Genomic DNA, 19,565 nt, shown 5'->3' with positions numbered 1-19,565 from the left:
TGCGCCCCTACACCGGTGCTCCGCTCCCGAGGGTCCACGCGCGGACGCGGGCGATCGCGCCGTCCGGATCGGGGGTGGCGGAGTGGACGGGGAACTCCGCGTAGGCCGGGTCGCCGATCGGCAGCGGGGGCAGCGGGTGTTCGCGCAGCCGGGCCACCAGGTAGCCGGCGGCCAGCAGGTTGCGGGACTTGTCGGTGTCCAACCCCACCTTGTCCGCGTGCCAGTAGGAGCCGTCGTACTCGATGGCGAGCAGCCGTCCGTCGGCCTGCTCCACGGTGATGTCGACGATCCAGGAGCCGCGTCGGACGAACGCCTCGTGGCGAACGGACCGGCCCGAGGCGGCCCGGCCGAACGCGCGCTCCGCCGCCGCGTGGTGGTCCAGTTCGACCTGCGACTTCCCCGGCACGCGGCACTCCGGGCATCCGCTGCCGTTGGAGCGCGAGGCCAGGGCCGCCTGCCACACGTGCTCGGGATTCGCCGCGCACAACCAGACGGGGACGAACGGCGTCTGCCCGGTCGGGCGGACGTGCCAGGCGGTGACCGGGTTCTCCGGCGACCACTCGGCGGCCAGCTCGGGGAAGTGGAAGGCCAGCGAGTCGAGGATGGTGCGGCACTCGGGGCAGCGCAGGCGCTGGCCCTTGTCCCGCCCGGCCGGGGCGTCCTGCCACACGTGGCCGCAGTTCGGGTCCTGCCACCAGACCGCCTTGCGCGATCCGGGGGACACCTTGGCCGGCCGGGTGTCGCCGTTGAGCTCCGGGTGCCACTGCGCGGCGATCTCCGGGTTGAGCCGGACGCCCGCCCGGTGGGTGTCGGCGATCGCCTGGTTCTCGGCGCGCGTCGCCAGGCCGGTGCAGGACGGGCAACCGGACTTCAGGTACGTGCGCGGCGCCAGCCGCGGATGGTGTCCCTGCGGGCAGCGGAACCGGCGCGGCGGCCCGTCGTCGACGACCGTCACCGTGTGCGGGTCGGCCTCGTCGGCCCAGGCCGCGAGCAACTCGGGCACCTCGGCGACCGGCGTCACCCGGTGGCGCTCGTACTCCGCCTCCCGGGCGGCGCGGTGCCGGGGTTCGCAGTCGGGGCACTGGCGGACGTGGACCATGTCGAGGACCTTCCGCCGGAACCGCAGCCCGCACGCGGGGCAGCGCCAGGCCGCCTCGCGGTGCCCCCTGACGCTGACGGTTTCCCAGGTCGCGGTGTCGTTGGCCTCGTGGTCCCACCAGTCGAGGACGGGCAGACCGCTGTCCTTGAGCAGATCCCGTTGCCGCGGCCCGGAAACGTTCGTGGTCTGACGGTCGCGCCTGGGGTTGGTCTGGCAGCGGCAGCCGAAGGCGATGTCCCCCGGCCGATCGGCGCTCAGCCGCCCGCAGTAGCGGCAGCGGACGCGGTGGGGGTCGTCGGGGAGCGACGGATCGGTGAGCGGGCCGAGGTAGTCGTACCCGTGCTGCTCGGCGTGCGCCCGCATCGCCCCGGTGGGAACCGGGGCGAGATCGGCGTCGGGGCCGAGTCGTTCCCGCGATTCGCGGGCCCACGTCCGCCAGTAGCACGCCCGGCAGGTGGCCTCGCCGTGCGCGTTGTTGTCGAGTGTGTACTGGAAGCGGTAGTGCGCCTCGCAGCCGCAGACCAGACAGCGGGTCAGCCGCCAGGCGGTCGGCTTGTCGAAGGGCTCCAGCGGTTCGAGGCCGCCCTCGCGGAGGATCTCCGTGATGTGGTCGTCGCACCACGTGGGACGTGAGCGGGTCCGGAAGGCGGCCGGCCGCGAACACTCCGGCTCGGAGCAGAGCTGGACCGCCTTACCGCCTGGAGTTGCACTCATGTGCGAATCGTTCCACGGTGTCTGACGTGTGATTCCCGGCCCCGGGCGGCGCGGCGGTTCGGCAGCGGGTCGATCGCGGCTCAGTCCAGGCGGGCCGCCTCGGCGAGGACGCGGGCCGTGGCCAGGCCGGCCCGGACGGCGTGGTCGGCCTCGGCGGGCACGCAGCGGGCGACCGCCGGATCGTACTCGGTGAGGATCACCCCGGCGTGGTCGGAGTCCGGCTCCAGGAGGTGGTGCGAGCCCCGCGCCGCGAGGGCGGTGCTCAGCTCGCGGCTCCGGTCCGCGGGCACGAGCTCGTCGCGCGTGCCGTGGACCAGCCGGACCGGGACGGGGGAGGGGTGGGCGCGGAGGTGGGCGAGTGGGGACTCGCCGGTGGTGACGGCGGCGCGCTCGTAGCTGGAGGCTATGCCGACGGCGGCCGTCGGGCGCAGCTCGGCGGGAGTGTCGGGGTGCGTGGCCAGGGCGACGGCCTCCCGGCCGCTCATCGACCAGCCGGCCAGCACGAAGCGGTCCGGATCGCCGGCGTGGGCGGTCGCGTGCCGGCGGGCGTACTCGAAGGAGGCGAGCAGGTGGGCCCGGCCGCCGTCCTCCTCGTCGGACCGCCAGTCGGGGACCAGTACCAGCAGGCCGAGCCCGGCCGCGGCGAGGCCCAGCGGGCGCATGACGTCCCGCTCGTCGGGACCCCTCCCGTGCCAGAGCAGGACGACGGGGAACGGGCCCTCGCCACCTGAGGGGCGGTGGACGTCCATCAGCTTGCCGGGGGCGTACTCGACGACCTCGGTCGGGGCGGGGTGCAGGGTGGCCATGGGCTGTTCTCCTCAGGTTCGGGCAGGGGTTCCGACCTGCTAGTGTTCTTCCTGTCGCGAGGGAGATGATCTCTCGTCAGGCGTCAGTGGTGCTACCAGAGCACGTCCTACTTTCAGTAGGGAGAGTCCGTGCGACCCGGGCCTGGCGCTCTATCGTCGGACGGGGTCCGGTTCCTGTGAGGGTGCCGGGCCCCGTTCGCGTTCCCGGCTCGGGGCGGGGTGGTCGGGGCCGAGGGTTGTGCGTTGGGTGCACCGGCGCTGACCTGCTAGTGTTCTTCCTGTCGCGAGGGAGATGATTCCTCGTCAGGCGTCAGTGGTGCTACCAGAGCACGTCCTACTTTCAGTAGGGAGAGTCCGTGCGACCCGGGCCTGGCGCTCTATCGTCGGACGGGGTCCGGTGCCTGTGAGGGTGCCGGACCCCGTCCGCGCTCCCGGCTCGGGATCCGTCTCAGGCCGCCTCCGCCGTGTCGTCGAGGTCGCTCCAGGCCCTGCTGTCGCCCGACGGGCCGGCGATCAGGGTGAACGCCGCACCGTCGTCGTCCCGCACCACCGCCATCCGTCCGAACGGGGTCGGCTCCGGGCCGTCCAGCACGGTACCGCCGAGCCGCAGCGCCCGCTCCACCGTGCGGTCGGTGTCGGCCGCGGCGAAGTAGACCGCCCAGTACGCGGCGGGGCCCGCCGGATCGACCCCCGGGTTGCCGCCGATCCCGCCGCTCGGAAGGCTGTCGACCCGGAAGAGGGTGTAGTCGCCGGCCGGGCTGTCGTAGCCGTACCCGAAGACCTGCCGGTAGAAGGCGCGGGCGGCGTCCGGGTCGGGCGACAGGTGCTCGTTCCAGGTGAACGTGTCCGGCTCGTTGACCAGGCCCGCACCCGGGTTCAGCCGGCCCTGCCAGAGGCCGAACGGTGCGCCGAGCGGGTCCACGGCCAGGGCGGTGCGGCCCAGCTCCGCCACCTCCTCGGGCTCGCGGGCGATCCGACCGCCGGCCTCCCGGACGGCCCCGGCCGCTCTGTCGGCGTCGTGCACCGCGAGGCAGGTCGTCCAGACCGACGGCTCGGCGGCCGTCGGGGTGCGGTTCCCGCCGTCGCCCGGCCGGGTGATTCCGGCGACCTGCGCCCCGCGCAGCGTCGCCACGGTGTAGCCGTCCAGCTCGACGAACTCCCAGCCGAAGAGTCCGCCGTAGAAGCGCCGGGCCCGCCCGACGTCCCGTACGGACAGCTCGACCCAGCACGGCACGCCCTCGTGGTAAGTGCCCGCCTTCGGCATGTCGTCCTCCCAACCCCGGTGGACCCCGTGGACCCCCCGTGGACTTCCCCGGACAGCCTCCGCGACCCCGCCCGCCCCGGCAACCGGGGCGCCTGCCTTCTCCCCGTGGAAGGGCCGGCCGTCCGGGCCGCGCCGGGCCGGGGCGACGAACGGATCAGGCCACACCGCGCGGCCGGAACTGGATGCTGATCCGCGGCCCCACCGGCCGGGCGGTCTTCGGCACGGCGTGCTCCCACGTGCGCTGGCACGAGCCGCCCATCACCAGCAGGTCCCCGTGCCCCACCTGGTGCCGGACGACCGGCCCGCCGCCGCCCCGGGGCCGCAGCAGCAGTGCCCGCGGTTCGCCGACCGAGACGATCGCCACCATGGTGTCCTCGCGCGCCCCGCGGCCGATCCGGTCGCCGTGCCAGGCCACGCTGTCCCGCCCGTCGCGGTAGTAGCAGAGCCCCAGGGTCCGGAACGGCTCGCCCAGCTCGGTCCCGTAGTGGGCGCTCAGCGCCGCTCGCGCCTCGCCGAGCACCGGGTGGGGCGGCTCGTCCCGCTCCCCGTACGAGGCGAGCAGCCGCGGCACCTCCACCACCCGCTCGTACATCTCCCGCTGCTCGGCCCGCCACGGCACCTCGGCCGCCAGCTGTTCGAACAGCTGGTCCGCCCCCTTGACCCAGCCCTCCAGCACCTCCACCCAGGCGCCCGCGCCGAGCTCCGCCCGCCGTGCCCCGGCGAGCGGCCCGAGCAGGATCCCGCTCCGCCCGGCGTCGTCGAACAGTGAGGGCTGGAGGGCGACGGTGTTGCGCATGCCTCCAGCGTACGCCTTATTCGAACACCTGCTCGAACCGATTCCTGCGACTGTCCGACCCCGGGGCTAGGCTTCGGCCATGCCGGGCCGCGGAGGCTGTGGACGCGTCCCACCGGCGAAGCGGGGCCCACTGGCGAAGTGGGGCCCGCCGATGGGCCGCCAGGGGCCGACGAGGCGACAAGGGGAGACGACGATGAGCATGGCCGCCGCCGACAGTCACGATCTGATCCGCGTGCACGGCGCGCGCGAGAACAACCTCAAGGACGTCAGCGTCGAGATCCCGAAGCGCCGGCTGACGGTGTTCACCGGTGTGTCCGGCTCCGGCAAGAGCTCGCTGGTGTTCAGCACGATCGCCGCCGAGTCGCAGCGGCTGATCAACGAGACCTACAGTGCGTTCGTCCAGGGCTTCATGCCGACCCTGGCCCGGCCCGACGTCGACGTCCTCGAAGGGCTGACCACCGCGATCATCGTCGACCAGCAGCGGATGGGCGGCGACCCGCGGTCCACGGTCGGCACCGCCACCGACGCCAACGCGATGCTGCGCATCCTCTTCAGCCGGCTCGGCCGGCCGCACATCGGATCGTCCCGGGCCTTCTCCTTCAACATCCCCTCGGTGGCCGGAGCGGGCGCGATCACGCTCGAACGCGGCGGGAAGACCGTGAAGGAGCGGCGCAGCTTCACCGTCACCGGTGGCATGTGCTCCACCTGTGAGGGCCGCGGCACGGTGTCCGACATCGACCTCACCCAGCTGTACGACGACGGCAAGTCGCTCAACGAGGGCGCGCTGACGATCCCCGGCTACACCATGGACGGCTGGTACGGCCGCATCTTCCGTGGCTGCGGCTTCTTCGACCCGGACAAGCCGATCCGGGAGTTCACCCAGCAGGAGCTGCACGACCTGCTCCACCGGGAGCCCACCAAGATCAAGGTCGACGGCATCAACCTGACGTACGAGGGCCTGATCCCGAAGATCCAGAAGTCCTTCCTGGCCAAGGACGTCGACTCGCTGCAGCCGCACATCCGCGCCTTCGTCGAGCGGGCGACGACCTTCGGCACCTGCCCCGACTGCGACGGCACGCGGCTCAACGAGGGCGCCCGGTCCTCGAAGATCGAGGGGATCTGCATCGCCGACGCCTGTGCGATGCAGATCAGCGACCTCGCCACCTGGGTCCGCGGACTTGACGAGCCGTCGGTCGCGCCGCTGCTCGCCTCGCTACGACAGACCCTCGACTCCTTCGTCGAGATCGGCCTCGGCTACCTCGCGCTCGACCGGCCCTCCGGCACCCTGTCCGGCGGCGAGGCGCAACGCGTCAAGATGATCCGCCACCTCGGCTCCTCGCTCACCGACACCACCTACGTCTTCGACGAGCCGACGATCGGGCTGCACCCGCACGACATCCAGCGGATGAACGAGCTGCTGCTGCGCCTGCGGGACAAGGGCAACACGGTGCTGGTGGTGGAGCACAAGCCGGAGATGATCGCGATCGCCGACCACGTCGTCGACCTGGGACCCGGAGCCGGTTCGGGGGGCGGCACGGTCTGCTTCGAGGGCACCGTGGCCGGCCTGCGAGCCGGTGGCACCGTCACGGGCCGCCACCTCGACGACCGGGCGGCGCTCAAGGAGACGGTCCGCAAGCCCACCGGTGCGCTGGAGATCCGCGGTGCGTCGGCGAACAACCTGCGCGACGTCGACGTCGACGTCCCGCTCGGGGTGCTGTGCGTCGTCACCGGTGTGGCCGGCTCCGGAAAGAGCTCGCTGGTGCACGGGTCGCTGGTGAACGCCCCGGGGGCCGGCGGCGCGGGCGGCGACGGCGCGGGCGTGGTCGCGATCGACCAGGCGGCGATCCGCGGCTCGCGGCGGAGCAACCCGGCCACCTACAGCGGTCTGCTCGACCCGATCCGCAAGGCGTTCGCGAAGGCCAACGGCGTGAAGCCTGCGTTGTTCAGCGCCAACTCCGAGGGAGCCTGTCCCACCTGCAACGGCGCCGGCGTCGTCTACACCGACCTGGCGATGATGGCGGGCGTCGCCACCACGTGCGAGGAGTGCGAGGGGAAGCGGTTCGAGGCGTCGGTGCTGGAGTACCGGCTCGGCGGCCGTGACATCAGCGAGGTGCTCGCGATGTCGGTGGCCGAGGCGGCGGCGTTCTTCGGTGACGGAGCGGCGCGCACGCCGGCCGCGCACCGCATCCTCGGGCGGCTCGCCGACGTCGGGCTCGGCTACCTGACCCTCGGCCAGCCGCTCACCACGCTGTCCGGTGGCGAGCGGCAGCGGCTCAAGCTGGCCACCCACATGGCCGAGAAGGGTGGTGTCTACGTCCTCGACGAGCCGACCACCGGCCTCCACCTCGCCGACGTGGAGCAGCTGCTGGGCCTGCTCGACCGGTTGGTCGACTCCGGCAAGTCGGTCGTCGTCATCGAGCACCACCAGGCGGTCATGGCGCACGCCGACTGGATCATCGACCTCGGGCCCGGCGCCGGCCACGACGGCGGCCGGGTCGTCTTCGAGGGCACTCCGGCGGAGCTGGTCGCCGCCCGTTCCACGCTGACCGGCCGGCACCTGGCGGAGTACGTCGGCGCCTGAGGGGTGGGGTGCGGCCGCCGCCCGGGAGGTCCACCTCTCCGTCCGCTTCCATGCGATTTCTGAGCAGGCGTGATGTCCTGCTACTGTTCATCGCGTCGAGGGGAGACGTTCTCTCGAACAGGCGTCAGTGGTGCTACCGGAGCACGTCCTACTTTCAGTAGGGAGAGTCCGTTCAACCCGGGCCTGGCGCTCCATCCGAGGGGCCGTTCCGCACTGGAACGGCCCCTCGTCGTCGTGTCGTCGTCGCGCCGCTGTGTCGTCGTGGTGCGTTGCGCCTGCCCGCCTGCCCGCCCGCCTGTGCTCGTGCCGGGTGGGGCCGGGGTTCGGCCTGGGGCCGGCCGGGTGTGGGCCGAGCCGGTTCCGGGCGAGGTCGAAGGTCTGTCCTATCGCAGGTTGTGGCTGAAACCGTCTGGCGTGGCCGAGTACCGGCCAAGGTCCCGTCCCAGGTGGCTCGACTGGGCGGATCTGCACCGCGGTCACGGCCAGGGCTTTTGCCGGTCACGCTGCGCTGATGCATTATCACAGGTTGGCTGGAAACAGGCGCATCTGGTGTGAATATGCCATCGGAATGTTCGTCGTACGGGATCCGGCAGTAGCCTTCCGTGTCGAACCCGCCACTGGTCGTGGTGGTCCGGCCGGCGCCGGCCGAGTGAAACCGGCTGCCCCAACCCTCCGAAGGAGCCCGAGTGCCGGGTATCGACGAATGCCTGTCCGGGGCGATGGCGATCGCCGGCGCCCGTGCAGCCAGTCTCATCGACTGGAGCAGCGGACTCGCCCTCGGCAGCCTCGGCGTCAGCCCCGCGGGAGACCACGAGACCTCGGCGGCGGAGGCAACCGACTTGGTGCGGGCGGCCGTTGAGGGCCAGACCTTCACCGCTGCGGAGGACGTGCGGACACCGCTGCAGGACATCATCGTCACTGCGGGCCGTAGTTACCACCTGATCTGCTTCATTGACACCGTCTTCGACAGTCCGCTCGTCCTGCACCTCTGGTTGGACCGGGTCGACGGCAATCTCGCCGCTGCCCGCTACCGCCTCCAGACCCTTGCCGAGGAACTGGTGCTCGGATGACGAACGAGTCGGTGAACGTACAGGGAGGCGAGCGTGGGCGAGCCGTCATGTTTCGGCCAAGCGACCGTGGTTGCGGCCACGTCGGCCGGACCGACGGCGGGACCGCGCGCCTGGGGCGTCCCCTCCGACTGCTTCGGCTCCTCCAGGACTTCCGGGCCGCCGGTGCCCTCCGGCCTCCCTCCTCCCGGGGCTCCCGTCCCGTTCGGCTTCCCCGGTGGTCGGCGTGACGACCGTGACCGCCGTCGACGCGCTCGCCGCCGTCGGCTGGCTGGCCGACCAGCGCGCGACCGGCGTACTGCGAGGACCGGCAGGCGCCGTGTACTTCACCGACGGCCTGGTGGTGCACGCCGAGTCCGACCTCGCCCCGGACCTGGCCGTGCTGCTCACCCGGAGCGGCCGGATCGCCCCGGAGGCGTGGCACGAGGTGGTCGGTGCGTTCGGTCCGTACGGCCTGGTGGCCGGCGCGCTGGTGGACCAACGGCGACTCACGCGCGGCGAGTTGGAGGTGAGCCACCTCGGAGTCCTGTTCGACGCCGCCTACTGTGTTCTGACGGCGGGCCGTGTCGCGTCGTGTGCGGGGGAGGCGGGTCTGCGGACCGGGAGACCGGGCGGCGGAGCCCCCGGGGGCGACGGGTTCGGGCGTGGCGGGTCCAGTGGTGGCGGGCAGGTCGTGGCCGAGGCCGACGACGGCGAACCGGGCACCGAGGACTGGCTGTTCGAACCGGGTGTCCGGCACTGGCTCGGTCCGGTCTCGGCGGTGAGCGCCAAGCGGCTCTGCCGGGAGGTCGAGCGCCGGCGCCGCCTGCTGGACCGGATCTGGCCCTGGCCGCAGCTCGACGCCGCGCCGGTGTGCCCGACCGGCGTCCGGGGAGCGGTGGCCGGGCCGGGTGACCGCGCCGGCCGTCAGCGCCCGCCCACGCGGCGCCAGTGCGAGCTGCTCGACCAGGCCGACGGCCGAAGAACCCCGGCGGAGCTGGCCCGGCTGCTCGGCCGCTCGGCCTTCGCCACCACGGCCGACGTCCGGCGGCTGGCGGCCGCCGGACTGGTCGCCACCCCGGGGCGAAACGTGCCCCGGCCCGCGCCGCGGCACGCCGCTCGTCCGGCCGCGGAGCCGGTCGTCCGCACCACCGGGGTGCAGGCGGCGGGGGTGCCGGCCGGTGAGGTACGGGACGGGGGCGCCCGCGCCGCGGAGGTCCGGGGGCCCGGCGGACAGGCCGCCGGCCGTGCCGCTCCGGGCCGTGCCGGAGGCAGTGGTCCCGACAGTGGTCAGGCCACCGGCGGGGGTGGGGTCGTCGGCGCCGGCCCGGTGGCCGAGGCCGGTCCGACGGCTGCGGTCGACCAGGCGGTCGCGGCCGGTCAGAGCGCCGGTACCGGCCAGGCCCCGACTGCCGATCAGGCAGCCGGGACGGGCCAGGTGACGGGTGCAGGGCAGGTCGTGGGTGCCGGTCAGGCCGTCGCCGGCCGTACCGTCGGCGGCCTGCACCGGCGGGTGCCCGGCGCCGCGCTGGCAGGACTGCTCCCGCCCGCCGCCCGCTCCGCCCGTCCGCCCACCCCGATCCACCCACCGACCCCGGCAGCGGCCCACCCGTTGACCGTCACCGACCCGGACATCGCGCTGCTGACCCGGGTCCGAACCCTTCTGGAGGCCCGACTTTGAACCTCTCTCCGCCCGCGACCCCGCCCTCTCGGCCATGAGGCGGGCGCTCAAGCAGCGTGTCGGAAGGAGACAACTGATCGCCTTGGAGACCGAGCTGCTGGCCGAACTCCGCGCCCTCAAGCACCGGGTGCCGCACCTCGCGGGCGGCCTGGTGGGGAGTGTGGACGGCATGCTGGTCGCACACGACACCCATGGAACCGAGCCGACCGGGGTGGCCGCCATGACCGCCGCCTCCCTCAGTCTGGCCCAGCGCCTCGCCGACGCCACCGGGCAGGGCGACTTCCGGGAGTCGTTGGTCCGCGGCGAGTACGGCTACGTGGCCACCTACGGCGCGGGCGGCAGCTGCGTGCTCACGCTGCTGGCACACCCGGACGTGAACGTCGGCCGGTTGCACCTGGAGGCCCGCCGCTCCGCCCAGCGGATCGCCGCGCTGCTCAACGACTCCCTCACCCCCAAGGAGGCCCGGGAACCGCGCGAGGTGAGCTGACCGCTCCGCCCCGGCGCCTCCCCGCCCGCCAGGGCGACCTGGCGATCCGACCACCCGACCACCGACCCACCCGACCACCGACCCACCTGACCGCCGATCCACCTGACCGCCGACCCACCCGACCACCCCACCTTTCGACCACCCACCTTTCGACCAACCTCGAACCACCCCTTCGAACGAACTGGAGAAACCGACATGACGGACGCACCCGGCGCACTCAAGCAGGCCATGAGCGGGATCGAAGGCGCCATCGGCGCCGCCCTGGTGGACTACAGCAGCGGGATGGCGCTCGCCACCCTCGACGGCGCGGGCGGGCTCGACCTCAACGTCGCCGCCGCCGGGAACACCGATGTGGTCCGTGCCAAGATGCGCACGATGGACATGCTGGGCCTGGGGGACGGGATCGAGGACATCCTCATCACGCTCAGCAGCCAGTACCACCTGATCCGCCCGCTCACCAGCCGCAGCGGCAAGGGCCTGTTCCTCTACCTCGCACTGGACAAGGCCCGGGCCAACCTCGCCATGGCACGCCACCAGCTGACGAAGATCGAGAACGACCTGGAGGTCTGACGGCCGAGGGTCCGACCCCCGGGGAGGCCACACCCCCGGAGGCCTCCCCGGGGGCCGGGCCGCGCGTCATCCGGCGTGCGGCCCGGCCCACCCCTCGGTTCGGCGTTCCGCTGCCGGGCCGGCCGACCAGACCACCTCGCCGCCGGCGAGCCCGTCGCAGACGGCGCCCTCGGGCGTGAGCACGCTCCAGGGCGCGACCACCGCGTGCGGTGGCACCGAGAGCGTGACGCCGCCGTCGAACGCCACCTCCAGCCCGCCGGCCATGGTCACCCGGGCGCCGGCGACCGCCCGTCCGACCAGACCCAGCAGGGGGCCGGTGGGGCGGAGGGTCAGCCCGGGGTAGTGATGCTCCACCTCGGACGGCGCGTCGACACGGAACTCGTGCGCCACCCGCACGGTCACCGGCCCGTCCAGTGTGAGGTCGAGCCGGCCGCCGCCGCTGACCGCCGCCACCCGCCGTCCGGTGAGCACCTCTGCGATCCCGTTCTGCATGCGCCCAGTGTCACCCAGGAACACCGTTCGGAGCAGTGGACCACAGGGACGAGCACCACCGGACCACCCCGCGGGGTCAGCGCGCCTGAGGCCGCTCGGGTCGTTCGGCCGCACGTCCCCCGACCAGCTCGGCCGGCCCGCCCGGGCGGTGCCGGGCGGCGAGCGCGGCCGACGTCCGGGCCCAGGACTCCGGCGAGAGCAGGCGCTGTGCCTCCTCCGGGCCGCAGAACCGCAGTTCCACCAGCTCGTCCTCGGCCAGGACGGCCGAAGCCGACTGTTCCTCCGTCACCGTACCGCCGTCGAAGAGGTAGACCAGGACGGCCGTGTCCCGCCGGCTCGCGGGGTCCGCGTCCCGGCCGGGCAGCCAGTCCAGCGCCAGCAGCCGGCCCGGTTCGCACTCCCACCCCAGCTCCTCGCGGACCTCGCGGCGGGCCGCTGCCCGGGGCAGCTCCCGGTCCGCCTCGATGCCGCCGCCCGGGAGCACCCAGTACGGCTCCTCGCCCCCCGGGCCGTCCCACGGCCGGAGCCGGACCAGCAGAACCCGCCCGTCCCGGTCCGTGAAGAGCGTCCGGGCCTTGGCCCGGATCCGCGGCCGGGTGGCGATGTACGTGGCGCGGTCCAGCGGGGGACCGGCGTTCTCGGGGATCGGCCGGTCGGCGCCGCCGGTGAGCGCCACGCCCGCCAACCGCGTGTAGTCGACGGGCGGTTCGGCCACCAGGTGGTCGAGCGTGTGCCCGGCCGGCAGGCTGTCCTCCAGCTCCAGCGGACCGGCCGAACGAGGTACCCGCAGACAGGCGCCGACCCGCCGGGACAGTCGTGGCGGCAGCGCGTGGCCCGCCTGCTCCGGCGTCAGCCACGCCCAGCCGCCGACCTCCGCCGAGTCCGGCGTGAACGCTGACACCTGCCCGGGCGTGAGCGGCTCGGCCCAGTAGAGGTGCGCGGCGATCGGCGGCCGGAAGTCGTCCATCGTCCAGTCGATGCAGGCCAGCGGGCCGAGCCGGGGCGTGAACCCCAGCTCCTCGGCGATCTCCCGGACGGCCGTCCGGCGCGGCGACAGGTCCGCGGGCTCCCAGCCCCCGCCCGGGATCGCCACCGGGTGCTTCCGGTCGTACGGAAGCCGGACCACCAGCACCCGGCCCTGCCCGTCCGGGAAGAGCACCCCGGCGGCGGCCATCAACTCGCGTCCCGCGCGCCCGTCCTGTGCACTTGCCGACGATGACGTCACCACTGCGACCCACTCCCTCCGTCGGACCGGGAACGCCCCGCCCGCCGTCCATCACGACACCCGGTCGACCGCCGTGGTTCCCGTGGCCCGGCCGACGGCCGATCCATGACCATCTGTCAGGAGCTTAGGCCTCGGTGAGCCGGTCACGGCCTGCGCACGGGTCGGACCACGCCGGCACACCCGGTGCCCGTGCGGTCGCGGGCAGCCGGCCGGACGCGGCGGCCCGTGACCGGATCAGAGGCCGGGCACGGCCCGGCCAGGGAGGTCGGGGAGGCGGATCGGGGCGACCTGGCCCGTCGTGCCACCGGGGCCGAGCGAGGCGAGGGCTGCTTCTGCCGCGCGGGCCATCCGCTCGTCGTACCGCGCCGTCGCGCCGCGGAGGCGGGCGACGGTCTCCCCGACGGCCAGCGCGACCAGCCCCGGAAGCAGGTCGGTACTGCGGTCGACGACCCAACTGGTGCCGCGGGTGGCCAGCCACCACAGGTCGGCCGCCGTGCCGGGCGGCGGCTCGGCGGGCCGGGCGGCGGGCGCGTCGCTGAGCGGACGGCCGGTCTCGGCGATCAGCGCGTGGAAGCCGCGGGCGATCACGTGGTGCCCCTCGGCGCTGGGGTGGAGCCGGTCGACGCTCAGCAGGTGCCGCTGCGCCACCCAGGGCAGCTCGGTGACGTGCAGGTGCACGGCCCGGTGGCGGACGGAGAGCGCGTGCACCACCGTGTTCACCGCGCGCATCCGCCGGGCCAGCGGGCGTGCGAGCGGTCGGGGAAGCCGCAGCAGCGTGCCCGGATCGGGCAGGCAGGCGGTGAGCAGCAGGGCGCCGCCGTCGGACAGTTCGCCGAGCACCGCGTCCAACTCCCTTGCGGTGCGGCCGATGTCGAACCCGGCCCGCAGTGTGTCGTTGCCCCCGGCCACCACGGCCGCCACACCCGGCCGCAGTGCCAGTGCGGCCGGCAGCTGCGCGGTCCGCAGATCGCCGCTGAGCGCCCCGCTCCGGGCGAGGTTGGTGAACTCGACGCCCGCCTCCTGCGGTGCCAACGCGCCCGCGAGCAGCGCCGCCCAGCCCCGCCACCCGCCGGCCACCGGGTCGCCGACCCCCTCCGTGAGCGAGTCGCCGAGCGCCACGAACCGCACCGGCTCCACCACCCGCCCGTCCCCGACCACGACCGCCGTCTCCACCGCGTACCTCCCACACGTCACTGCGTGCACAGGAAGCCGGCCTGTCCGACTCCCCGGGCCCTGAATCCCGTCGCCGTGTCCGTCGCAGCCGCACTTGCGGCCGCTGCCGTGCCGCGCTTCCGTGCTCCCGCGCGCCGGGTGGCCGGGGGGACGGTGCTGTGCCCGCACCGGAAGCCGGCAGGTTCGGCTTCTCGTGCCGTGCCCGGTACGGACCTGCCCGGCAACCGCTCCTGCTGCTCCCACTACCGCTGGGCCTGCCCCTGCTGGGCACCGTCCGCCACGCGGCGCCGCCGCGCGAGGTGCGCCGGTTCCGCGCCCTGCTCCTCCGCGCCCTTCCGCGCGGTGCCCTCCTGCTCCGCGCGCCCCCGTGCCGGGCCTCCCGCAGGTGCGCCGTGGGCGGTGAGGAAGGCGGCGACCGCGGCCGGCCAGCCGTACTGTTCGGCCTGGGCGCGGGCCGCGGCGCGGCGGGCCTCCTCCGGGCGGTCGAGCAGTTCGCGGACCGCGCCGGCGAATCCTGTGCCGGTGTCGTCCGCGGCCACGCCCGCCGGCCCGACCAGCCCGGGCAGGGCGGACGAGCGGCTGACCGCCACCGGGGTGCCGCAGGCGAGCGCCTCCATGGCGGCGAGGCCGAAGGTCTCCACCGGCCCGGGGGCGAGCACCACGTCCGCGCAGCCCAGCAGCCGGGCCAGCGTGTCCCGGCCGGTGACGTGACCGAGCAGGTGCACGGGCAGCGCGAGCCGCGCGGCGCGGGCGGCGAGTCGGGACCGGAGCGGTCCGGTGCCGGCCACCACCAGCAGGGCCGGGAGCCCGCCGGCCCGCAGCTCGGCGAGGGCGTCGACGGCGCGGTCGGGGTGCTTCTCGGTGGAGAGCCGCGAGCAGAGCACCAGCAGCACCTGGTCCGGATCGGCGTACCGGGCCCGCTCGTACGCGCGCTCGGGTGCGGTCATCGGGCGCAGTGCGGCGAGGTCCACGCCCAGCGGCGCCCGCGCCAGGTTCCGTACGCCCAGCCGGCGGAACTCGGCTGCGGCCCAGTCGGTCGTGCAGACCACGGTGTCGTACGCCCGCGCGGTGCGGATGTTGAGCCGGTCGGCGGCCGAGCCGGCGAGCGGGGCGGGCAGCCCCCAGGTGCGGAGCAGTCCGGCGGCGCTCTCGTGCGAGACCATCGCCGAGCGGAGGCCGTGTCGGCGGGCCCACGCGCCGGTCCAGCGCAGGGTGGTGCGGTCGGAGACCTCCAGCCGGTCGGGCGCGAGCCGGGTCAGCTCGTGCGCGACGGCCCGCCGGTCGGTGAGCAGCCGGTAGCCGCCACTGCCGGGCAGGACCGGCCCGGGCAGGGTGACGACCAGGCCCTGCTCGGTCTCCTGCTCCGTCCGCCGCTCGCCGGGGACGAGGAGGACGGGCGTGTGCCCGGCGGCCCGGTAGCCCGCGCCGAGGTGCCGCAGGGCGGTGCGCAGTCCGCCCGAGACCGGGGTGACGAAGTTCGCCACCCGGACGATCCGCAGGGAGTCGCCTCGGCCGGTCATGCCGGCAGGCCCCCGGCCACCGCGGGGGCACCCGGAACGGGCGTGCCGACGGCAGGCGCGGCCCGGCCGGCCCCCGGGGCGACTGCGCCGGCGGCGCCGGCCCCGGTCACGACCGTCCCCGGGAGGGCTGCCCCGGTCACGACCGTCCCCGGGAGGGCTGCCCCGGTCACGACCGTCCCCGGGAGGGCTGCGCCGTGGTGCTCCGCCAGCACCTCCGTGTAGTGCCGCAGCAGCATGTCCCCGACCGCCTCCCAGGTGCGGGCGGTCACCTCCGCCCGTCCGGCCCGGCCGTAGGCGGCCCGCAGCTCGGGGTCGGCGGCCAGGGTCTCCACCGCCCGGGCGACCGCCGCGCAGTCCCGGGGCGGTACGAGCAGGCCGGTCCGGCGGTGGGCGACCAGGTCGAGCGGGCCGCCGGCGGCCGGCCCGATCACCGGGACACCGCTGGCCATCGCCTCCTGGATGGTCTGGCAGAAGGTCTCCAGCGGACCGGTGTGCACGAACACGTCCAGGGTGGCGAAGCAGCGTGCGAGCTCGTCGCCGGTGCGGCGGCCGAGGAAGACGGCGCCGGGCATCGCGGCCCTGAGGCCGGGCGCGGACGGTCCGTCGCCGATCACCACCACCCGCACGCCGGGCAGCGCCGAGGCCGCGGCCAGCAGGTCGACGCGCTTCTCGGGCGCGAGCCGTCCGACGTACCCGACCAGCACCTCCCCGCCGGGGGCGAGCGCCCGGTGCAGCGCCTCGTCGCGGTGGCGCGGGTGGAACCGCACCGAGTCGACCCCGCGCGGCCAGAGCTGGACCCGGGGGACACCGTGCGCGGTGAGGTCCTGCGCGGCCGGGGTGGAGGGCGCGAGCGTCCGGGCGGCGGCGCCGTGGACGGCGCGGATGCGGTGCCAGGCGGCGGCCTCGCCGAGCCCGCGCCCGGCGCGGTAGGCGTGCGCGTACCCGGCGAGGTCGGTCTGGTACACGGCGACGGCCGGGACACGGAGCCGGGCGGCGGCCTGCATGCCGCGCGCGCCGAGCACGAACGGGCTGGCCAGGTGGACCACGTCGGGCCGGTGCCCGGCGATCGCGACGGTGAGCTGCCGGCTCGGCAGGGCGATCCGGACCTGCGGATAGCCGGGCAGCGGGACGGAGGGGATGCGGACCACCGGCAGCTCGGTGGGCGTGGGCCCGGCCCCGAAGGTGTGCGGCGGGCACCCGGCGCCGCGCGCGGGTGCCGGAGTGACGACGAGGGGCTGGTGGCCCCGGCGGACCAGGTGTTCGGCCGTCCGCAGCACGCTGTGGGCGACTCCGTTGACCTCGGGCGGAAAGGATTCGGTGACGATGACGACGCGCATGCCTGTGTTCTGTCCGCATCCGGCGTGCACCCGGCCAAAGGGATCTGTCGTACAAACGAACGGGGGTCGGCGAATTCCCTCGCTTCGCCGACCCCGCGCCACGCGCGCCCGCACCCGCCGCCGGCGGGGCTGCGCGCGCGTCCGGTCAGGCCGTACCGGCGGCCGCCTCCTTGAGCTCCGCGTAGGGCGCGAGCTTCCGGATCGACTCGATGCTCCTGATGCAGTCGTCCCGGCTCTCCTGCGGGTCGCCCGTCACGACGATGGAGCCGTTGCTGGCCTTCAGCCGGAACCGGTGCATGCCGCTCTCGTCGGTGTACAGCTCGAACTTGCCTGCCATGGCAGTAGACACCTCTCGGTCGAGTAGCCCCCTCGCAACGCAACCTAGGGCCAAGTCCCTTCCGCTGCACGCCAGATGATCCATCCGGGGCAACCGGACCCGGCCGGGGCCGATCCGCAGGTGAGGTCGCCGATCCGCCCGAGCGGCCGACCGCCACGCCGTCAGGCTTCACGGGGCCCGTGACCGCCGTGGCCCCCGGCCCCCGGACAGGGTCGGGGGGAAGGGGTCACTCGCGGGTCAGGATGCCCGTGGCCACCGAGCGACCCCAGTCGAAGAGGATCGTGCCGTCTTCGCGGAGGTCGACGGTGAAGTCGCCGTTGATGCAGGTCGTCGAGGTGTTGCGGGTGACCCTCTCCCGGCCGGCCAGGTGCTCGGGGGTGGCCTCGGTGAGGGTCCAGGCCGTCGAGCAGCCCAGCGGTGCGTACTCGGCGGTCGCGAACTCCTCACCGAGCTTCGCCGCGTGGATGTGCACCAGGGCGACGTACTTCTCGCGTCCCTGGGTGACCGTCCCGCGCCACGCGCCGACCCACGCCGCGCCGGGCACGGCGGTGGGCGGAGTCGCTGCGATGGTCGTCGGGGTCGTCGGGGTCGTCACGGTCGACGGGGTGGCGGGAGGAGGTGCCACCGGCGGTGTCACCGTCGCGGTCGGTGTTGCGGTCTGTGGTGTCACGGGGCCGGGGCCGGCGGAGCTCCCGGAGCCCGTCGGGTGCCACCAGGTGAGGATGGCGGCGGTGCCCGCGAGCAACGTCCCGAGGCCCGCGATGAAGCCTGCCCACGGGCGGAGCCGCGCGCCGAACGGCCGCCGACGAGGTCCGCCGGGCGCGCCGGGCGGCGCTCCCGGGACGCCGCCCGTGCTCGGGCCGGGGCCGGACGCACCGCCGCCCCCGCCGCCCGAACCGGCCGCGCCACCTGTGCCGGATGTTCCGGATCCGCCGCTTCCCGCAGTCGTCACGCCGATCACCCCCCGGCTGACCGTTACCCGTGGCCGGTGGCTTGAACCGTGCCCCCTGGTACAGGCCCTGCTGTCGCCCGGGTGGCGGATCAGTTCCGGGCCGGGGCCGGGTGGGTGTCCGCCGCACCGTCGGGGGCTGCGGCCGCCGCCGGCCCGTCGACCGGCCGCATGGCGGCCAGACGGCGGAGGCAGGAACGGCGCTGGAGAAGGGAGAGGCCGGCGACCGCGGTGCCGAGGGCGAGCCAGCCCGCCGGACCGGCGGTCATCACGGCGCCGGTGAGGAGCAGCGGACCGGCGGACTTCTGGACGGACTGGGACATGCCGGCGACGCCCAGGTAGGAGGCGCGGGAGCGGTCGGGGGCGAGGGAGACGGCCAGCTCCCAGGAGCTGACCGAGCGCATCAGCTCGGCTGCGGTCACCACCGTCGCCGCCGCCAGCAGGGCGGCCGAGGCCGACCAGGCTCCGCCGCCGGTGCCGAGGGCCACGAGGGCGCAGCCGATGAACATCGCCAGGCCGGCGAGCGCCACCGCCCCGGTCGCCCGGTGGGGGCCCTCGGCCCGTGCGGAGAAGCGCAGTTGGAGGAGGACCACCAGCACCGTGTTGAGCACCAGGAAGGCCGGCACCAGGGCGTGCGGGGCGGTGGTGTGCTCGACCAGCCAGAGCGGCAGGCCGACGGCGAGCACGGAGTCGTCGAGGTTCATCGGGATGTCGAGGAGGACGAAGCGCAGGTAGCCGCGGTCGCGCCAGGGACGCGGCGCCGGCCCGGCGGGTGCGGCGGGTGGGGGTGCGGGTGCGGCTGGCGGGGCGCCCGCGGCGACCCGACCGGGGGCGGACCGCGGCTGCCGGGTGCGCGAGACCAGTGCGGCGGTCACCGCGAAGGAGAACGCGTTGGCCAGCACCAGCAGCTGATAGGCGCCGACCGTCCCGACGGCCAGGCCGAGCGCCGCGACCCCGGCACCCAGGGCGTACCCGGCGTTGGCCGCGCTGCGGGTGAGAGCCTGGTACGTGGCCCGCCGCTCGCCGGCAGCCCGGGTGGCGAACAGCATCTCCAGCGTCTTGGCGGCCCGCTCGGCCAGGCAGGTGACCGCCATCACCGGCAGTAGCGCGGCGAAGCCGTCACAGGCCAGGAGCAGGCCCATCGTGCCCAGGCGCAGCAGGTGGCAGCCGATCAGCAGCGACCGCACCGGGAACCGCTCGGCCAGTTGCCCGGCCAGCGGGGAGCCGGCGATGCCGGCCAGTGCGGCGATGCCCAGCAGCAGGCCGATCTCCTGCGCGTCGAGCCGGGTCACGAAGGTGAAGTAGAGCGCCGAGGACGCCGCCCACACCCCGGTGCCGGCCCGGTCCAGGAACTGGGCGAGGAGCATGATCCGCCCGTCCCGTCCGCCCGGCGGCCGGCGCAGCTGCGCCAGCAGTCCGTCCCCGCGGTTGCCCATGGTCCGCCCCTCCCCGTTCCGTTCGCCCGGGGAGCAGCCTGCCGGACATGAA

At 74.7% G+C, this 19,565-nt stretch carries 16 protein-coding genes and 1 pseudogene; 5 read left to right on the top strand and 12 right to left on the bottom strand.

Features of this window, described 5'->3' with window-relative positions; all coding sequences use genetic code 11:
* Positions 1–7 precede the first annotated feature (7 nt).
* The 4 genes from ACF9IK_RS05830 to ACF9IK_RS05815 all read right to left on the bottom strand — a co-directional run bounded on the left by ACF9IK_RS05830 (position 8) and on the right by ACF9IK_RS05815 (position 4,679).
* A complete protein-coding gene (locus ACF9IK_RS05830; protein ID WP_395293165.1) occupies positions 8–1,813 on the bottom strand; it encodes a zinc-ribbon domain-containing protein in 1,806 nt (601 codons plus the stop codon).
* Between the two features lie 80 nt (positions 1,814–1,893).
* Positions 1,894–2,619: an alpha/beta hydrolase gene (locus tag ACF9IK_RS05825; protein WP_395293164.1), complete on the bottom strand. Its 726-nt coding sequence runs from the start codon at positions 2,617–2,619 to the stop codon at positions 1,894–1,896.
* 448 nt (positions 2,620–3,067) lie between these two features.
* Positions 3,068–3,883, bottom strand: a complete 816-nt coding sequence (locus tag ACF9IK_RS05820) for a VOC family protein (RefSeq protein ID WP_395293163.1) — start codon at positions 3,881–3,883, stop codon at positions 3,068–3,070.
* 154 nt (positions 3,884–4,037) lie between these two features.
* Positions 4,038–4,679, bottom strand: a complete 642-nt coding sequence (locus ACF9IK_RS05815; RefSeq protein ID WP_395293162.1) for an alpha-ketoglutarate-dependent dioxygenase AlkB — start codon at positions 4,677–4,679, stop codon at positions 4,038–4,040.
* A gap of 193 nt (positions 4,680–4,872) precedes the next feature.
* Between ACF9IK_RS05815 and ACF9IK_RS05810 the strand changes: the two genes are divergently transcribed.
* The 5 genes from ACF9IK_RS05810 to ACF9IK_RS05790 all read left to right on the top strand — a co-directional run bounded on the left by ACF9IK_RS05810 (position 4,873) and on the right by ACF9IK_RS05790 (position 11,044).
* The gene (locus ACF9IK_RS05810) at positions 4,873–7,260 is read left to right on the top strand and encodes an ATP-binding cassette domain-containing protein (protein ID WP_395293161.1); all 2,388 of its coding nucleotides are present in this window, start codon (positions 4,873–4,875) and stop codon (positions 7,258–7,260) included.
* A 686-nt stretch (positions 7,261–7,946) separates the two neighbouring features.
* On the top strand, positions 7,947–8,330 hold the full coding sequence (locus ACF9IK_RS05805; protein ID WP_395293160.1) for a hypothetical protein: 384 nt from the start codon (positions 7,947–7,949) through the stop codon (positions 8,328–8,330).
* 223 nt (positions 8,331–8,553) lie between these two features.
* Positions 8,554–9,987 (top strand): hypothetical protein, encoded by a 1,434-nt coding sequence (locus ACF9IK_RS05800; RefSeq protein WP_395293159.1) that lies wholly within the window; start codon positions 8,554–8,556, stop codon positions 9,985–9,987.
* Positions 9,988–10,069: 82 nt separating this feature from the next.
* Positions 10,070–10,474, top strand: coding sequence for a roadblock/LC7 domain-containing protein (locus ACF9IK_RS05795; protein WP_395293158.1), 405 nt, complete (start codon positions 10,070–10,072; stop codon positions 10,472–10,474).
* A 195-nt stretch (positions 10,475–10,669) separates the two neighbouring features.
* Positions 10,670–11,044: a hypothetical protein gene (locus tag ACF9IK_RS05790; protein ID WP_395293157.1), complete on the top strand. Its 375-nt coding sequence runs from the start codon at positions 10,670–10,672 to the stop codon at positions 11,042–11,044.
* Positions 11,045–11,110: 66 nt separating this feature from the next.
* Here the strand turns inward: ACF9IK_RS05790 and ACF9IK_RS05785 are convergent, their stop codons facing one another.
* The 8 genes and pseudogenes from ACF9IK_RS05785 to ACF9IK_RS05750 all read right to left on the bottom strand — a co-directional run bounded on the left by ACF9IK_RS05785 (position 11,111) and on the right by ACF9IK_RS05750 (position 19,513).
* Complete coding sequence (locus tag ACF9IK_RS05785; protein WP_395293156.1) at positions 11,111–11,536, bottom strand: DUF6188 family protein; 426 nt, start codon at positions 11,534–11,536, stop codon at positions 11,111–11,113.
* Positions 11,537–11,612: 76 nt separating this feature from the next.
* Positions 11,613–12,710, bottom strand: coding sequence for an NUDIX hydrolase (locus tag ACF9IK_RS05780; RefSeq protein WP_395293155.1), 1,098 nt, complete (start codon positions 12,708–12,710; stop codon positions 11,613–11,615).
* Positions 12,711–12,995: 285 nt separating this feature from the next.
* A complete protein-coding gene (locus tag ACF9IK_RS05775; RefSeq protein ID WP_395293154.1) occupies positions 12,996–13,934 on the bottom strand; it encodes an SGNH/GDSL hydrolase family protein in 939 nt (312 codons plus the stop codon).
* A 242-nt stretch (positions 13,935–14,176) separates the two neighbouring features.
* Positions 14,177–15,454 (bottom strand): glycosyltransferase, encoded by a 1,278-nt coding sequence (locus ACF9IK_RS05770; protein WP_395293153.1) that lies wholly within the window; start codon positions 15,452–15,454, stop codon positions 14,177–14,179.
* Between the two features lie 188 nt (positions 15,455–15,642).
* Positions 15,643–16,791: pseudogene (locus ACF9IK_RS05765) on the bottom strand (glycosyltransferase family 4 protein); the annotation flags it as partial.
* A 145-nt stretch (positions 16,792–16,936) separates the two neighbouring features.
* A complete protein-coding gene (locus ACF9IK_RS05760) occupies positions 16,937–17,128 on the bottom strand; it encodes a YegP family protein (protein ID WP_395293152.1) in 192 nt (63 codons plus the stop codon).
* Positions 17,129–17,354: 226 nt separating this feature from the next.
* Entirely contained in the window at positions 17,355–17,723 is a 369-nt protein-coding gene (locus ACF9IK_RS05755; protein ID WP_395293151.1) for a hypothetical protein, read from the bottom strand.
* A 446-nt stretch (positions 17,724–18,169) separates the two neighbouring features.
* The gene (locus ACF9IK_RS05750) at positions 18,170–19,513 is read right to left on the bottom strand and encodes an MFS transporter (RefSeq protein ID WP_395293150.1); all 1,344 of its coding nucleotides are present in this window, start codon (positions 19,511–19,513) and stop codon (positions 18,170–18,172) included.
* Positions 19,514–19,565: the final 52 nt, after the last annotated feature.

The organism is Kitasatospora hibisci, from assembly GCF_043950205.1.
Classification (GTDB): Bacteria; Actinomycetota; Actinomycetes; order Streptomycetales; family Streptomycetaceae; genus Kitasatospora; species Kitasatospora hibisci.
The sequence above is the reverse complement of the archived record's forward strand: the minus strand, read 5'-3'. Positions and strand labels throughout refer to the sequence as shown.

Coding starts and splice junctions, on each gene's coding strand:
- ACF9IK_RS05830 (WP_395293165.1), bottom strand. CDS start 1,813: ATGAGTGCAACTCCAGGCGGTAAGGCGGTCCAGCTCTGCTCCGAGCCG.
- ACF9IK_RS05825 (WP_395293164.1), bottom strand. CDS start 2,619: ATGGCCACCCTGCACCCCGCCCCGACCGAGGTCGTCGAGTACGCCCCC.
- ACF9IK_RS05820 (WP_395293163.1), bottom strand. CDS start 3,883: ATGCCGAAGGCGGGCACTTACCACGAGGGCGTGCCGTGCTGGGTCGAG.
- ACF9IK_RS05815 (WP_395293162.1), bottom strand. CDS start 4,679: ATGCGCAACACCGTCGCCCTCCAGCCCTCACTGTTCGACGACGCCGGG.
- ACF9IK_RS05810 (WP_395293161.1), top strand. CDS start 4,873: ATGAGCATGGCCGCCGCCGACAGTCACGATCTGATCCGCGTGCACGGC.
- ACF9IK_RS05790 (WP_395293157.1), top strand. CDS start 10,670: ATGACGGACGCACCCGGCGCACTCAAGCAGGCCATGAGCGGGATCGAA.
- ACF9IK_RS05785 (WP_395293156.1), bottom strand. CDS start 11,536: ATGCAGAACGGGATCGCAGAGGTGCTCACCGGACGGCGGGTGGCGGCG.
- ACF9IK_RS05780 (WP_395293155.1), bottom strand. CDS start 12,710: ATGGCCGCCGCCGGGGTGCTCTTCCCGGACGGGCAGGGCCGGGTGCTG.
- ACF9IK_RS05770 (WP_395293153.1), bottom strand. CDS start 15,454: ATGACCGGCCGAGGCGACTCCCTGCGGATCGTCCGGGTGGCGAACTTC.
- ACF9IK_RS05760 (WP_395293152.1), bottom strand. CDS start 17,128: ATGGCAGGCAAGTTCGAGCTGTACACCGACGAGAGCGGCATGCACCGG.
- ACF9IK_RS05750 (WP_395293150.1), bottom strand. CDS start 19,513: ATGGGCAACCGCGGGGACGGACTGCTGGCGCAGCTGCGCCGGCCGCCG.